The sequence below is a fragment of the Desulfobulbus propionicus DSM 2032 genome (assembly GCF_000186885.1).
In the GTDB taxonomy this organism is placed as follows: domain Bacteria; phylum Desulfobacterota; class Desulfobulbia; order Desulfobulbales; family Desulfobulbaceae; genus Desulfobulbus; species Desulfobulbus propionicus.
Window position 1 is genome coordinate 1,249,058 of sequence record NC_014972.1, and the last position, 14,169, is coordinate 1,263,226.

Below are 14,169 nucleotides of genomic sequence, written 5' to 3' on the forward strand. Positions count from 1 at the left end.
TCTTCCTCCCTACAGGGTGCGTGGAGCCGTTCGTGCTAAGCGCATGCGGTTGCCGTGGATGCAGCGTAGCCAAAAATGGCAGGCATTGCCAGTCAAGATGCGCCGCAGCCCATTCACGGAGCGGGATGCCGCCGGTCTTCGTCTTGATGCCAAAGAAAGCTGCGGGCCGCCAGCGGCAGGAGAAGGGCAAAGGCGCAGGCCAGGGTGAGAAAGGCGGTCTGCAGGCCACGGGTATCGCTCACCCAGCCGATCAACGGGCCGCTGACCACGTAGCCCAGACGGAACATGAGGTTGTGCAGCGAGAGGATGCTGGCCCGCATGTGCCGGGTGGCATGCTGCTGGAGGAGGCTGCGCAGTATCGGTCCCTGGAGGCCGCGCATGGCGGTCAACAGGTAGTAGAAGAGAAAGCTGCCGATCATCGAGGTCAGTCCCAGGCCCGCATAGGCGCCGACAATCAGCAGGATAAAGAGCAGAACGATGCGGCGCAGACCAAGGAGGTCGAGCACCTTGTGGCTGTGGTAGGCGCAGACGGCGACCATCAGGTTGGCCCCGGCCCAGATGGGGCCGAACCAGGCCAGGGGCACGCCGCTCTCGCGCATGAACGGCTGCACCAGCCACACCGGATAGAAGGAGGCCAACCCGAGCAGCATGCCCAGGAGGATGGTCGCCCGCAGCGGCTTGTTCTCTCCCAGGCCATGGCGGCCGATGCGCAGCGCCTCGCTCAGGTGGGAGGTGATGTGTGGCCCCTTGTCCGCGTGGGGTTCGCGGAGCGACAGCGCCACTCCCAGGGCCGCCACCCAGACGCCGATCTGGACCATGAACGGCAGCAGGGGAGCGGTGACGTACAGCAAACCGGCACAGAGTGCGCCGCCGGCCTCGCCGATCTGCGCCCAACCGGCCATCCGGCCGTCACAGCGGGTATAGAGTTCGCTCCGGCCGCCGGCGCGCAGGGTTTCGTAGAGCAGGGCATTGTCCGAGCCGCTGATAAAGGCGTAGCAGACGCCGAGCAACAGTTCGGCGCCGATCACATGCCAAAAGCTGTGCGCGAAAAGGTAGGCGGTCCAGCCGCAGATGCCAAACACACAGGCAATGACCAGGGAAAGCCGATACCCCAAGCGATCGCTGACATACCCGGAGGGGTATTCCATCAGCAGGTTGGCGGTGGAGAAAAAGACGTTGACCAGCAGAATCTCCGAGAGCGACAGGCCGATCTGATCTTTCCAGAACACGGTGATGATCGCCATGGGGAAAAGCATCATCTTCAGGGCGGCGAAAATGTTGAGCTTGAGGATGTTGCTGGTGATGGTCATGCTGGTTGCCGTGTCCGGGGAAGAGCAGAATGGAAGGCGCGTCGTGGCGGTGCCGGCCGGGCGGCGGGCGCTCCGTGCCCGGCACAGTTCTTCTATACTGTCTCAACGCGATTTTGCCATCCGTTTTCATCGGTTGCGGTACCGGCGCGGCGGTCGCAAGCGAAAGAGTGGGTGTCCTGGCCATGGGGCTGCTTGAGAAGAAGGGCGCAATGCGCGGCCTTTCCGCGAATCCCGTATTCCCCTGGAGATCGGCTTTGATGACCCTCCCATGCCCCCTGTGCTTGACCTCGGATCGGACAGAGCCGGTCCGGGGCGCGGATCGACGCCGCTATTTCCACTGCCCCCACTGCCGGCTGATCTTCACCGACCCTCGGGACATGCTATCGCCGGAACAGGAACGGGCGCGCTATGGCCAGCACCAGAACAGCATCGAGGACAGCGGTTACGTCCGCTTTCTCCAGCAGATCCTCCGGCCGATGCTGCCCTTGCTCAATCCGGCCATGCGCGGCCTGGATTACGGCTGCGGACCGGGACCGGTCCTGTCGCAGTTGCTGCGGCGCGAAGGGCTGGCCTGCGACGACTATGACCCGCTGTTTGCCCCTGGCCCCCTGCAACCGCCCTACGATTTCATCCTCTCCACCGAATGCTTTGAGCATTTTCATGTCCCTGGACGGGAGATCGCCCGGGTATGCGGCCTGCTCGCGCCCGGCGGCCTGCTGGGGATCATGACCGAGTTCTGGACCACCCAGGATCGCTTCGCCACCTGGTCCTACACCCGCGATCGGACGCATGTCGCTTTCTATCATCGGCAGACGCTTGACGTCATTGCCCGCTGTTTCGGCCTGGAACTGTTCTGGCAGGATGGCTGCCGGGTGGCGCTGTTTCGCCGTCGACCGGCCGCGTGAGGGGTGCGCCGTGCGCTGCGCAAACAAAAACCGGCAGAAACCGGGGCCGCCGAAACGACCCCAGCTCCTGCCGGTCAGGGAGGAACATCGACAGGTTCCGGTTTATTTCTCGCGTGGATAGGGCCAGGCCATGATGCCGCCTTCCATGACCTTGACGTTGGTGTAGCCGTGCGCCCGCAGGATGCACTCGGCCTCGTAGCCGCGCAGCGAGATCTTGCAGAAACAGATGATCTCCGCGTCCTTGTCGGCCGGCAGTTCATTCAGGCGTGCCCGCAGGGCGCCGAGCGGGATCAGGGTCTCGCCGATGCCCAGATGCATCTCCTCGTATTCGTTGGGGTTGCGGCCATCGAGCAGGAACGGCTTTTCGCCGGCCTGGAGCTTGTGCCACACCTCACGCACCCCGATGCCGGTCATCCGTCCCTTGAGCTTGTTTTCCATGATGTGGGCGGCGGTGATGAAGTGGTCGATGGCCGGGGAGAAGGGCGGCGCGTAGGGCAGATCGGCATTGATCACGTCCGCGAGCTTCAGCTTGCCCTGGATGGCCATAGCGGCGGTGGCGATCTGGCGGCTGACATCACCCAGACCCACGCACTGATACCCCAGAATGCGTTGCTCCTTGTCGACCAGCAGTTTGGACACCAGAATCTTGGCGCCCATGAACCCCGGTTTGTCGGGGCTGGCATTGACCACCGTGGTGTAACCGTCCATGCCGATACGCTGAGCCGCTTTCTCCGAAAGCCCGGTGGAGCCGGCGCTGAAATCGAACACTTTGCAGATGCCGGTGTGCACCGTGCCGGGAAAAGTGGCCGTGTTGCCGCAGATGATATTCTCACCGATCACCCGGCCTTCCAGATTGGCGAGGTCGCCCATGGGAGCAAAGGCAGGACTTCCGGTGATCCGGCTGGGGATCTCGACGCAGTCGCCGCCGGCATAGATGTCCGGATCCGAGGTCTGCATGTATTGGTTGACCGTGATGCCGCCGAACGTGCCGACGGCCAGTCGCGCTTCCCGGGCCAGCTCGCTGTTCGGGCGCACGCCGATGGCCATCACCGCCAGGCCGCACTCCAGGACCGTGCCGTCGGCCAGCTTGACTCCGATCAGCTTGCCGTTCTCGCCGACAAACTCCTTGACGCCGATACCGGTCAACACCCGAACACCCTTGGCCTGCATGTGGTTCTCCACCAGCTTGGCCAGATCCCAGTCGAGGAAGGTGAGCACCTGATCCACGGCCTCGACCACCGTTACCTGGATGCCTGACTGTTGCAGGGCCTCGCAGGCCTCGACACCGATCAGGCCGCCGCCGATCACCACTGCCCGCTTGACCTCACCGGCATCGCGAATGGCCCGCAGGTAGTCGGTGTCGGCCATGGACAGCAGGGTTGTGACCCCCGGCAGATCGATTCCCGGAATGGGCGGCATGTTGGCCCGGGCGCCGGTGGCGATGACCAGCTTGTCGTAGGCCAGCGTGGTGTGCTCACCGCTCTTGCAGTGACGGCAGGTCACCTGTTTGTTTGCCCGATTGATGGCCGTGACCTCGGTTTCGACCAGGGCGGTGATCTTTTTCGCCTTCTGGAAAAAGACCGGATCGCGAACCACCCCCGCCGGCGTGCACAGCAGGGCGTTGCGATCATTGAATACTCCGCCGACATAGTAGGGATAGCCGCAGGAGGCCATGGACAGATCCGGGGCCTTCTGGACAATGGTGATGTCGGCAAATTCATCGAGTCTTCGTGCCTTGGCCGCGGCCTTGGCACCGGCGGCCGAACCGCCGATGACAACAATTTTTTTATTCGTCATGCGCTGCCTTCCCGTTGAAAAGGTCAAAAGAAAACCGCTTGTCGGCAAGCGGTCAGAAAACCGGCTTATTTCCCGCTCCACACCGCCGGGCGCTTCTCCTTGAAGGCGACGATTCCTTCCTTGGCGTCGTCGGTGGCGCACAGGCGGGCAAAGGCCTCGTTCATGTAGTCAAAGGCCTTGGTGTATTCCTGGTCCGCGGCCGAGTAGAAGGCTTTTTTGGCGTGTTGCAGGGCCAGTGGACTTTTTTGCGCCAGCTTGGCGGCCCAGGTCCGGGCTTCGGTTTCCAGGTCGCCATCGGTAACCACCCGGTTGATCAGACCCATTTGTGCGGCCTCTGGGGCCGGAATGAGTTCACCGAAAAAGAGCAACTCCAGGGCCTTTTTCCTGCCCACCGACCGGCTGACCGGGATCACCGGCCCCACGCAGTTGAGGCCGACATTGATCGCGGTCAGGCCGATGCGCGCCTTCTCGCCGGCAATGGCCAGATCGGCGGCCGCCACCAGGCCGGCGCCGTTAGCGGCGGCCACGCCATGCACCTGGGCGATCACCGGTTTGCGCATCCGGCTGATGGTCACCAGGGGCGCTTCCATGCACTCGATCCATTCCCGGTATTCCTGCACCGACTTGCCGGGAAGAAAGCTGACGTCGATACCGGCGCAAAAGGCCTTGCCCGCGCCTTTGACGAGTGCGACCCGCGCCCGGTCGTCTCGGTCGATCTCCAGCAGGGCCTGGTGCAGCTCCATAGCGAGCGGAATGTTGAAGGTGTTCAGATTCTCCGGACGATTCAGCGTGATCTCGGCCACATAATCATCGGCAAATGTTAGCGAAACAGTCTCGTACCCCATGCAAACCTCCTTGATTGACAGTGAAAGGACACCTGGCTTCCGCCAGTTGTTCGACTGGACGGCGCGCCTCTTCCCCAGCGGTCCCGCCTCATCCGCTCATTGCCTCGTTGGCGGCGCCAGCAAGGCGAGAATTCCTCGAATCGCGCTGTAGTAGGGCTCATCCGACCCCGCTGCCTTGGCCAGCACATAGCCGCCCTGCACCACCCCGGCAATGGTGGCGGCGATATCGTTGACATCGAGTCCGACGGCGAATTCACCGTTGGCCACGCCCTCGTCCAGCACTTCGGCCAAACGCTGCCGCAGCCAAACAAAGGTGGCATCGACCGGCCGATGCAAGTCAGGGTTGGCAACGATCTCGGGATCGGCCGTCAGCCGGCCGAGCTGGCATCCCTGGAGAACCTGCCGTTCCTGAAGGAGAAAGGCCTCGATTCGCGCAAAGGCGGTTCCCGGGGCGGAAAGGCGCTGTTCGGTATAGGCCCTGATCTGGTCGGCGCAGCGATGGATGGCCGCCAGAGCCAACTCGGACTTGCCGCTGAAGTGATGGTACATGCTGCCTTGGCCGACACCGGCGCGCTGCTGAATAGCCTTGGGGCTGGTGCCCACATAGCCCCGTTCCCAGAGCAACGCCTGGGTGGAGGTGATCAATCGTTCCCGTGCATCCATAGATTTAGTTCCCCTTGAAAATTTACATACCAGTAGGTACAATGTTGCCTGCCGAAGTGCAAGAAAAATGTGGTACCTGGGCAACGATTGCGCAACCCTGTTCCCAGGGGTTGCCAGCACGGGAACTGCTGATTATCAAGAATACATTTGAGCGTTGAGCGGAACAACCCATCACAAACCAACGGGCATGGCGAAACAAAAGAAAACCCGGCCGCCGGACGGCGTCACCGACATCATTCTGGAGAGTATTTCGGACGGCGTGTTCACGGTCAACCACGAATGGCGGATCATGTCGTTCAACCGGGCGGCCGAGGAGATCACCGGCGTTCCCCGCGAGGAGGCCATCGGCCGCTATTGCTGGGAGGTCTTTCGCTCCAACATGTGCGAGGGGGACTGCGCCCTGCGGAAGACCATGAAGGAAGGGCGCTCCTTTGTCAGCAGTTCGACCTACATCATCAACAGCGACAAGAAGCGCATCCCGATCAGCGTTTCCACCGCGCCGCTGAAAAGCGAATCGGGCGAAATCCTCGGCGGAGTGGAAACCTTCCGCGACAATACGGTGGTGGAGGAACTGCGCCGCGAACTGAGCGCCACCTTCCGCCAGGGCGACATGGTCAGCCGCAGCCGGGCAATGAAGAAAATCTTCGCGGTCCTGCCGCAGATTGCCGAGAGCGACTCCACGGTGCTGATCGAGGGCGAGACCGGCACCGGCAAGGAGATCATGGCCAGATCGCTCCATGACCTCTCCACCCGGCGAGACAAACCCTTTGTGGCCATCAACTGCGGCGCCCTGCCCGACACCCTGCTCGAATCCGAGCTGTTCGGCTACAAGGCCGGGGCATTCACCAATGCCGCCCACGACAAGCCGGGCTATTTCAGCCTGGCCGATGGAGGCACCATCCTGCTTGACGAATTGGGCGAGACCAGCCCGGCCTTTCAGGTCAAGTTGCTGCGGGTACTGGAGGAGCGGGAATTCCAGGCCCTGGGCAGCATCAAAAAGGAGCGGGTCAACGTGCGCATCCTGGCGGCCACCAACCGTAATTTGGAAGCCCTGGTCGAGCAGGGCAGCTTCCGCCGCGACCTCTTCTATCGGATCAATATTGTCCGCTTGCCACTGCCGCCCCTGCGCGAGCGCAAGGAAGACATCCCGCTCCTGATCGAGCGGTTCATCGACAAGATGAATCGGCTGCGCGGTAAAATGCTCAGCGGCATCGAACCCGCGGCTTTGGAACGGTTGATGGCCCACGAGTATCCGGGAAATATCCGCGAGCTGGAAAATATCATCGAGCACGCCTTTATCCTGTGTTCCCAGGGGCCGATCGGTCTTCACCACCTGCCGGCCTACCTGCACGCCACCCCTCTGTCCACGTCAGCTCCCGCCCCAGTGACCGCGCCGCCCTCGGCCTCCATGAGCGCCCTGCACCGGGCCACTGAACGGGAGGCCATCCTCGAAGCCCTAGAGCGCAACAACTACAACCGGTTGGCCGCCGCCCGCGAACTGGGCATGCACAAGTCCACCCTGTTTCGGAAAGTGAAGAAACTGCAGCTCGATCTGCCGGAGATCGACGGCCGCCATAGCGGCGCAAAGACGAGCAGGGTCGCGTGATTGCAACTATGCAACGGTGCACAGGGTCGCATGCGGATCGCCGTGCAACGCAACAACGACCGTCCGTGCCAGTGGTGCATGGAAAATAGTCTGTTTTTTCAAAGAGATTCGCTTTTGGTTGTCATGTCGCTCTATTGTGGCACACAATATGCTTTTAGGTGAGTATGAAAGCACGAGGCCCAGGGAAAAAAATTGCCGTCACCGTCTGGGAGCAGCGGGTTTCGCCGGTGTTTGATTCGGCTCGTACCCTGTTGATCGCGGAGATCAACGGCAATGCCTTGGTCGGGACGTCCCTGCTCGCCTTTGATCCCGAACGGCCGGGAGAACTGTTGCAGATGCTTCGTGCCCAGCAGGTGATGCTGATTATCTGCGGCGCGGTGTCGGAAGGGCCGGCGTCCATGCTCGAGGCTGCGGGGGTGGAACTGATCCCCTTCATCACCGGTGACGTTCGCCAGGTCCTTGCACAGTATCTGCTGGGTCGGCCCTTTGGTCCGGAATTTCGCATGCCGGGTTGCGGCAAGCAGATCTGTTGTCGCGGCAGAATCCGGCGCGGACGGGAAATCGGGGCTGGTTCGGTCACCGCTGGGTGGATTGGTGGCGGCCGGACAGGCCGGGGCGAAAAGAGCGCCATCAACGAGGGGGCGGAGAAGCTGCCGGAAACGCCGGCATCTTCGTGGAAACACGAATGAACGCCTGAAAGAACAACAGCGAGCGACGGAGGGAGAATATGCCTGGAATGGATGGAAAAGGTCCGACAGGAACCGGTCCCATTGGCCGGGGAATGGGCAACTGCCAGCAAAACACCACAAACGGGGAAAACGTTACGGATCAATCCCAACAACCCGCAGGAAGCGGTATGGGGGTGGGAAGAGGCCGCGGCATGGGCAACAGATGTTCCGGTGGAGCCGGGCGCTGCGGTCGCGGTGGAGGCGGTCGAAGGGGGAATCGCTGAATTGGGGTAATTGCCCCTCCCCTGACAACAACAGTGCACAGATCAACGGTTGTCGGAATTGACAGCCGTTTTTTTTAAGGAGAGAACAGCGTTGACCATTGTATTCGTAGCGAAAAATTTTTCCCGCTTCTCGATTCTGGTGACCCGTCTGCGGCGCGAACAGGACGTGGAACTGGTTCCGGTGGCCACTGGAGCCGCCGGGTTGGAGCAGCTCAAGAATAAACGCCTGGATTTGGTGATCGTCGATGAGCAGCTTGATGACATGAGCGGCGTTGATTTTGTCAAACAACTGGTGAAAGTCAACCCGTTGGCCAACACTGCCATTGTCGGTTCCCTGCCAGATGCGGAGTTCCACGAAGTCACCGAGGGGTTGGGCGTCTTGATGCAGCTGCCCCCGCAGCCGGGCGAGCGGGACGCAGAGGCACTGTTGGCCGTGCTGTCGAAGATTTTCGGGTTACTGCAAGTACCTCCCAAACAGGAGGCCGCATGATTATCAGCGTGGCCAGCGGCAAGGGCGGTACCGGCAAGACCACGGTGGCCACCAACTTGGCCATGGCGCTTGGTAGCGGCGTGGAGCTGCTTGATTGCGATGTCGAGGAGCCCAATGCCCATTTATTTCTGCAGCCAACCATCGAGCACAGCGAGCAGGTGAACACGCCCATCCCCCTGGTGAATGAATCCAAATGCACCTTTTGCAGAAAATGCTCCGATATTTGCCGCTTCAATGCCTTGGCCGTGGTGGGCAAGCGGGTGCTAATCTTTGCCGAACTCTGTCACAGCTGCGGCGGCTGCATGCTGGTCTGCCCCGAAGGCGCGATCACCGAGACCGGACGGGAGTTGGGGACGCTCGACTTCGGCCATCGTGGCGATATCCGTTTCATCAATGGCCGGTTGCGGGTGGGCGAGGCCATGTCGCCCCCTTTGATCAAACGGGTCCGGGCCGAAGCGAACCCCCAACGGCTCACCATTGTCGACGCGCCGCCGGGCACCTCCTGTCCGGTGATTGCCGCCATGCTTGACGCGGATTTCGTCCTGCTGGTCACCGAGCCCACCCCGTTTGGCCTGCATGACCTGCGGCTGGCGGTGGCGGCGGTCAAACTGCTCGGCATTCCCGCCGGGCTGGTGGTCAACCGCGCCGACCTCGGCGACGATCAGGTCTTTGCCTACGCCGAGGTCGAGGGATTGCCGCTACTCATGGCCATCCCCTTTGACCGGCGTATCGCCGAGGCCTATTCGCGCGGCCGGCTGATCGTGGAGGAGCTGCCCGAGTGGCGCGAAAAATTCATCCAACTGTCTCAACGGATAGAAACCATCGTCAACAGGAGCACGGCGGCAACATGCGTGAACTCGTAATCATCAGCGGCAAGGGCGGCACCGGCAAGACCAGCCTGACCGCTGCTTTTGCCGCCTTGGCCCACAACAGTATACTCTGCGACGCCGATGTCGACGCCGCCGACCTGCACCTGCTGATGCAGCCAGCAGTGCGGCAGCGCACCGACTTCATGGGCGGCAGCAAAGCCGTGATCAACCCCGACCTGTGCACCGGATGCGGGACCTGTCGTAGCCTCTGCCGCTTCGGAGCCATCACCGAAGCCTTTGAGGTCGACCCCATCCGGTGCGAGGGTTGCGGTGTTTGTGTGGATTTCTGCCCGGAGGCGGCCATCGATTTTCCGGTGCAGCGCTGCGGCGAATGGTACATCTCAGAAACCCGCTTCGGTCCCATGGTCCATGCCCGCCTGGGGATCGCCGAGGAGAACTCGGGCAAGCTGGTCAGCCTGGTGCGCAAGGAGACTCGGCAGCTCGCCGAGAGGCACGGTTGCGATTTGATGCTGACCGACGGTCCGCCGGGCATCGGCTGCCCGGTGATCGCCGCCATCGGCGGGGCCACCGCCCTGGTGATCGTGGTCGAACCGACCGTTTCCGGCATCCACGACATGGAGCGGGTGATCGATCTTGCCGCCCATTTCAAGGTGCCGGGCATGGTCTGCGTCAACAAGTTCGATCTCAACCCGGAGATGACCGAGGCCATTGAAACCCTGGCTGCCAAGCGCAACGCCGCCTTGCTTGGCCGGGTGCCCTTTGATCCAATTTTCACCCGGTCGATGGTGGCCGGCAAGACCCTGTTCGAATTCGGTGAAGAGTCGCCGACCCATCAGCGGGTGCGGGAGATCTGGGCCAAAATCATCAATTCACCGTCCATGAACCCGTTGGGGATCGTGGACTTCAACGCAACGATTCAATAACAAATAAAGGAACAAGGAGAAAAACCAATGGTGCGATTAGCCATTCCCTCCGAGGGACAAGGCGGGCTGGACGGCATGCGGGCCGGTCATTTCGGGCACTGCGACGTGTTTACCTGCATCGATGTCGAGGACGGCCAGATCAAGCAGGTCTCGATCCTGCCCAACCAGGAGCATGTGCAGGGCGGCTGCATGGTGCCGGTCACCCTGCTGGCCCAGGCAGGCGTCAACGCCCTGGTGGTTGGCGGCATCGGCATGCGGCCGCTGATGGGTTTTCGTCAGGTCGGCATCGAGGTCTACCACGACGGTGTCCGTCCGGAGATCCGGCCGGTGGTCGAGGACTTCATCGCCGGCAACCTGCCGAAAATCGCTGACAACCAGGTCTGCGGTGGCGGCGGTCACTGACCTGAACGGCAAGGAGGAAGAATGAAAATTGCGGTGACATCCAAGGGCGTCCTGCTGGACAGCGAGGTCGATCCCCGCTTTGGCCGGGCGCCGTATATCCTGATCGTCGAGACCGACACCATGGCCTTCGAGGTGGTGGATAACAGCGACAACGTCAATGCCTTCAAGGGGGCGGGCATTCAGGCGGCGACCATGGTCAGCGACAAGGGCGCCAAGGTGCTGATGACCGGCTATTGCGGCCCGAAGGCCTTCGCCACCCTGGAGGCTGCCGAGATCAAGGTGGTCAGCGACGTGACCGGCAAGGTTCGCGATGCGGTGGCCGATTTCAAGGCGGGCAAGATACTCTATTCGACGGCGGCCAACAAGGAGGCCCACTGGTAAGGCGTACTGGAGCCAATCCGTCGATAAAACGAAAGCCGGACAGCGGGGCGACATGTTCGCCTCCTGCCCGGCTTTTTTTGTAGATATACAACTTGAAAGTAAGTTGGAATCAGATCTTGAAGGTGTTGACGATCCCCTGGAGCTCGTTGGCCAGCTGCTGCAGGGTGTCGGCACTCGCCTTGACCTGCCGGCTGCTGCCGGTGATTTCGTTGGCCGCCTGGTTGACTCCGGCGATGTCCTGGGTGATGGTGCCGGCCACGGCTGAACTCTGGCTGACATTTTCGTTGACCTCGGCCAGTCCCTGCGAGGCTTGGGCGATGTTGTCGGCGATCTCCCCGGTGGCCGCCGACTGTTCACCCACCGCAGTGGAGATGGTGGCCACGATTTCGTTGATGCTGTTGATAATCTTGGTGATTTGGTTGATCTCCTCCACCGTCGACTGGGTGGTGCCCTGAACGCCGGCGATCTGGTTTTTGATATCCTGGGTGGCGGCGGCGGTCTGTTTGGCCAGTTCCTTGATTTCGTTGGCGACCACGGCAAAGCCCTTGCCGGCCTCGCCGGCCCGGGCCGCCTCGATGGTGGCGTTGAGCGCCAGCAGGTTGGTCTGCTCGGAGATCTCGGTGATCGCCTCGGTGACCTTGCCGATCGCCTGCGCCGCCTGACCCAGTTCTGCCATCTTGTTCGAGGTGCTGGCCGCCTGGTGCACTGCCTTTTCCGAGATCGAATGGGCCTGTTCGGCGTTCTGGGCGATCTGGTTGATGGTCGCGGTCATCTGTTCGGCGGCGCTGGCCACCATGGTGGTGTTGGTGGTCGATTGCTCCATGGCCGCGGCCACGCCGTTGAGGTTGGCGCTCATCTCCTCGGCAGCGGTGGCCACGTTGTTGGCTCGACCCGAGGTATGTTCGGCATTCTTGGAAAGCGCGGCGGCAATCCCGGCCAGTTCGCCGACCGACAGATGCACCGACTGGGTGTTGCTGCTGATTCGGCCGATGATCTGTTGCAGTTTTTCGATGAAAACATTGAACCAGGTGGCCAATTCGCCGACCTCATCCTTGGAGGTGACAGCCAGGCGCATGGTCAGATCGCCCTCGCCCTGGGCGATGTCCTTGAGTCCCTCCACGGCCTTGTTGATCGGTTTGGTGATTGCCGTTGCCGCCAGAAAGATAAGGACGGCGGCCAGCAGCAAGGAAGTCATGGCGATCCACAGGATGGTCCGCTTCAGGGCATTGACGCTGGCGAGAAACTCATTCGATTCCTGCGTCGCCGCCACGCTCCAGCCGGTGGTGGCAATCGGCGCGTAACCGGCAATCTTGTCCAGTCCCTGGTAAACGTATTTCTCCACACCGGTCTTGCCCGCCATCATGGCGTTGGTGATGGTTTCCATGCCCTTGAGTGTCTTCAAATCGAGTTGAAGGACATTCTTCTCCACCACATGGGCAATGATGATGCCGTCCTTGTTGATCATGAAGGCATAGCCGGTTTCGCTGATTTTGTTGTCCGTCACCAGGTGGGTCAGGGCAGAGGCCTTCATCGACATCCCGAATGCCCCGAGAAATTCGCCGGAATCCGAGAGAACAGGCGCGCAGGCGACACTGATGATTTCCCCGGTTTTTTGCGAACGCACCACATCGCCGAACACGGGCTTGCCGCTTTGCTTCACCGTCTGGAAGTAGGGCCGCTCGGCGATGTTGGAGCCCTTGTACTCGCTGCCGTCGGCCAGTTCGCCGGTGTAAAGCGTGCCCTTGGCATCGGTGATAAAGATACCCAGGTAATTGTTCCCCAGGGTCTTGAACTTGGTCTTCATCAGCTGGCGGAGAACCTGAATGGACGAAGCGGCGCCGTCGATGCCTTTGGCCTTGACCTCTTCGCCCACGGCCTTGAAGGTGCTTTCCGTCGCGAAGGCCAGGGCGGTCTTGAGCTCTCCCAGCAAGGCCTTGTCGAGCTGAACGGCGATGCCCTTGGCCGTGGCCTCGGCGTTTTTCATGGCCAGGTCGGTCAGCGCCCGGGAGGAGTTGGTGATCGAGATGTAGCCGTTGACGATCAACAGCACGAGGATGGCGAAACAGCCCCCGCTGACGAGTTTGAACCGGATCGAATGCAAATTCATGTCCCCCTCCCTGTGGATTTTGGTGCGTCGATGCGTGCTTTCAGGTGGGCGCCGCCACCTCGCACGATATCCCGTTTGGTCGAGGCGCTTGGCGCCACGCTTCTCCTGTTCGCATGATAGGTGTTTCCAGGTGGGAAAGTCAAAAACTGGAGAGTAAAAATTAGGTAAATTTACCTAGAGGGTCGCGGGGAGGACAGCAGGGATTACGGCACACACCCTTTTGCGCCGCTTGGGCTGGAGGGGAGGGCGATCGGCGTGATCAGGTGCAAGACGTGTCTTGGCTGTGCACCTGGTCGGCAATGCGCCGGGCGACCTCTTCCTGGCCGATGCCGTCGCAGGCGATGGTGATTTCCGCGTAGCGTTTGTACAGCAGCTGACGCTCGTCGAACAGTTCCCGGAAGGTCTGATCCTTGGCCTTGGCGATGCCCCGGGTGGCGAAGTTGCGAATGCGGCGCTCGATTTCCGGGAAGGACACCTCAAGGAAGATGACGATCGACATCCGCTGCAAATGGGTCATGGCCCTGGCACTGTAGGCGGCGCTGCCGCCGGTGGCGATCACATGGTGGCTGATGTTGAGTTTGAGGATTTCCTCTTCCTCGATGGCCCGCAGGGTGAGGTGGTCGCTTTCGTCGAGAATCTGCTGCAGGGTTTTTTGCCGGTTGATCTGGATGAGCACATCGGTGTCGATGAAGCCCAGCCCCATGTTTTTGGCCAGAATGATGCCTACGGTGCTTTTACCCGCGCCGGGCATGCCGATTAGGGTCAGATTGGTTCTCATGGTGGAGGTTCCGCGCAAGAGGTGGCGATCCGGCGGGGATCGGGGAGCTGTTCTGTTGCCGACAGCCTAGCCCACCGGAAGATCGAGGGCAAGGGAGAATCGGGGGCGGGGCAAAAGGGGGGAAAAACTCACCCCGGAACCGCCGCAAGGAGATCGGCAGCCCAGGGTGAGGTGGAGAGG

At 61.5% G+C, this 14,169-nt stretch carries 14 protein-coding genes; 8 read left to right on the forward strand and 6 right to left on the reverse strand.

Going from position 1 to position 14,169, the window contains the following annotated elements; translation table 11 throughout:
* Positions 1 to 113: 113 nt before the first annotated feature.
* A complete protein-coding gene (locus DESPR_RS05500; RefSeq protein ID WP_015723824.1) occupies positions 114 to 1,310 on the reverse strand; it encodes an MFS transporter in 1,197 nt (398 codons plus the stop codon).
* Positions 1,311 to 1,567: 257 nt separating this feature from the next.
* Here DESPR_RS05500 and DESPR_RS05505 point away from each other — a divergent pair, with 257 nt between their 5' ends.
* Positions 1,568 to 2,215 carry a methyltransferase domain-containing protein gene (locus DESPR_RS05505; RefSeq protein ID WP_015723825.1) on the forward strand — a complete coding sequence of 216 codons (648 nt, stop codon included), beginning with the start codon at positions 1,568 to 1,570 and terminating at the stop codon, positions 2,213 to 2,215.
* Between the two features lie 102 nt (positions 2,216 to 2,317).
* Here DESPR_RS05505 and DESPR_RS05510 read toward each other — a convergent pair whose 3' ends face one another.
* From DESPR_RS05510 to DESPR_RS05520, 3 genes are all read right to left on the reverse strand, one after another.
* Positions 2,318 to 4,012: an FAD-dependent oxidoreductase gene (locus DESPR_RS05510; protein WP_015723826.1), complete on the reverse strand. Its 1,695-nt coding sequence runs from the start codon at positions 4,010 to 4,012 to the stop codon at positions 2,318 to 2,320.
* Between the two features lie 65 nt (positions 4,013 to 4,077).
* Positions 4,078 to 4,857 (reverse strand): enoyl-CoA hydratase/isomerase family protein, encoded by a 780-nt coding sequence (locus DESPR_RS05515; RefSeq protein WP_015723827.1) that lies wholly within the window; start codon positions 4,855 to 4,857, stop codon positions 4,078 to 4,080.
* Between the two features lie 96 nt (positions 4,858 to 4,953).
* Positions 4,954 to 5,520, reverse strand: coding sequence for a TetR/AcrR family transcriptional regulator (locus DESPR_RS05520; protein WP_015723828.1), 567 nt, complete (start codon positions 5,518 to 5,520; stop codon positions 4,954 to 4,956).
* A gap of 187 nt (positions 5,521 to 5,707) precedes the next feature.
* Here DESPR_RS05520 and DESPR_RS05525 point away from each other — a divergent pair, with 187 nt between their 5' ends.
* From DESPR_RS05525 to DESPR_RS05560, 7 genes are all read left to right on the forward strand, one after another.
* Positions 5,708 to 7,126: a sigma-54 interaction domain-containing protein gene (locus DESPR_RS05525; RefSeq protein ID WP_015723829.1), complete on the forward strand. Its 1,419-nt coding sequence runs from the start codon at positions 5,708 to 5,710 to the stop codon at positions 7,124 to 7,126.
* A gap of 164 nt (positions 7,127 to 7,290) precedes the next feature.
* Positions 7,291 to 7,815 (forward strand): NifB/NifX family molybdenum-iron cluster-binding protein, encoded by a 525-nt coding sequence (locus tag DESPR_RS17095; protein ID WP_015723830.1) that lies wholly within the window; start codon positions 7,291 to 7,293, stop codon positions 7,813 to 7,815.
* A 354-nt stretch (positions 7,816 to 8,169) separates the two neighbouring features.
* Positions 8,170 to 8,568 carry a response regulator gene (locus tag DESPR_RS05540; protein WP_015723831.1) on the forward strand — a complete coding sequence of 133 codons (399 nt, stop codon included), beginning with the start codon at positions 8,170 to 8,172 and terminating at the stop codon, positions 8,566 to 8,568.
* The gene (locus tag DESPR_RS05545) at positions 8,565 to 9,431 is read left to right on the forward strand and encodes an ATP-binding protein (protein WP_015723832.1); all 867 of its coding nucleotides are present in this window, start codon (positions 8,565 to 8,567) and stop codon (positions 9,429 to 9,431) included. The genes DESPR_RS05540 and DESPR_RS05545 overlap by 4 nt, the downstream gene beginning before the upstream one ends.
* Complete coding sequence (locus DESPR_RS05550; RefSeq protein ID WP_015723833.1) at positions 9,416 to 10,321, forward strand: ATP-binding protein; 906 nt, start codon at positions 9,416 to 9,418, stop codon at positions 10,319 to 10,321. Before DESPR_RS05545 ends, DESPR_RS05550 begins: the two co-directional genes overlap by 16 nt.
* A 27-nt stretch (positions 10,322 to 10,348) precedes the next feature.
* Positions 10,349 to 10,723 (forward strand): NifB/NifX family molybdenum-iron cluster-binding protein, encoded by a 375-nt coding sequence (locus tag DESPR_RS05555; RefSeq protein WP_015723834.1) that lies wholly within the window; start codon positions 10,349 to 10,351, stop codon positions 10,721 to 10,723.
* Positions 10,724 to 10,744: 21 nt separating this feature from the next.
* Positions 10,745 to 11,104, forward strand: coding sequence for a NifB/NifX family molybdenum-iron cluster-binding protein (locus DESPR_RS05560; RefSeq protein WP_015723835.1), 360 nt, complete (start codon positions 10,745 to 10,747; stop codon positions 11,102 to 11,104).
* A 109-nt stretch (positions 11,105 to 11,213) separates the two neighbouring features.
* Here the strand turns inward: DESPR_RS05560 and DESPR_RS05565 are convergent, their stop codons facing one another.
* Both DESPR_RS05565 and DESPR_RS05570 read right to left on the reverse strand, forming a co-directional pair.
* Positions 11,214 to 13,211, reverse strand: coding sequence for a methyl-accepting chemotaxis protein (locus DESPR_RS05565; RefSeq protein ID WP_015723836.1), 1,998 nt, complete (start codon positions 13,209 to 13,211; stop codon positions 11,214 to 11,216).
* A gap of 259 nt (positions 13,212 to 13,470) precedes the next feature.
* Positions 13,471 to 13,989: a shikimate kinase gene (locus DESPR_RS05570; RefSeq protein ID WP_015723837.1), complete on the reverse strand. Its 519-nt coding sequence runs from the start codon at positions 13,987 to 13,989 to the stop codon at positions 13,471 to 13,473.
* Between the last annotated feature and the right edge of the window lie 180 nt (positions 13,990 to 14,169).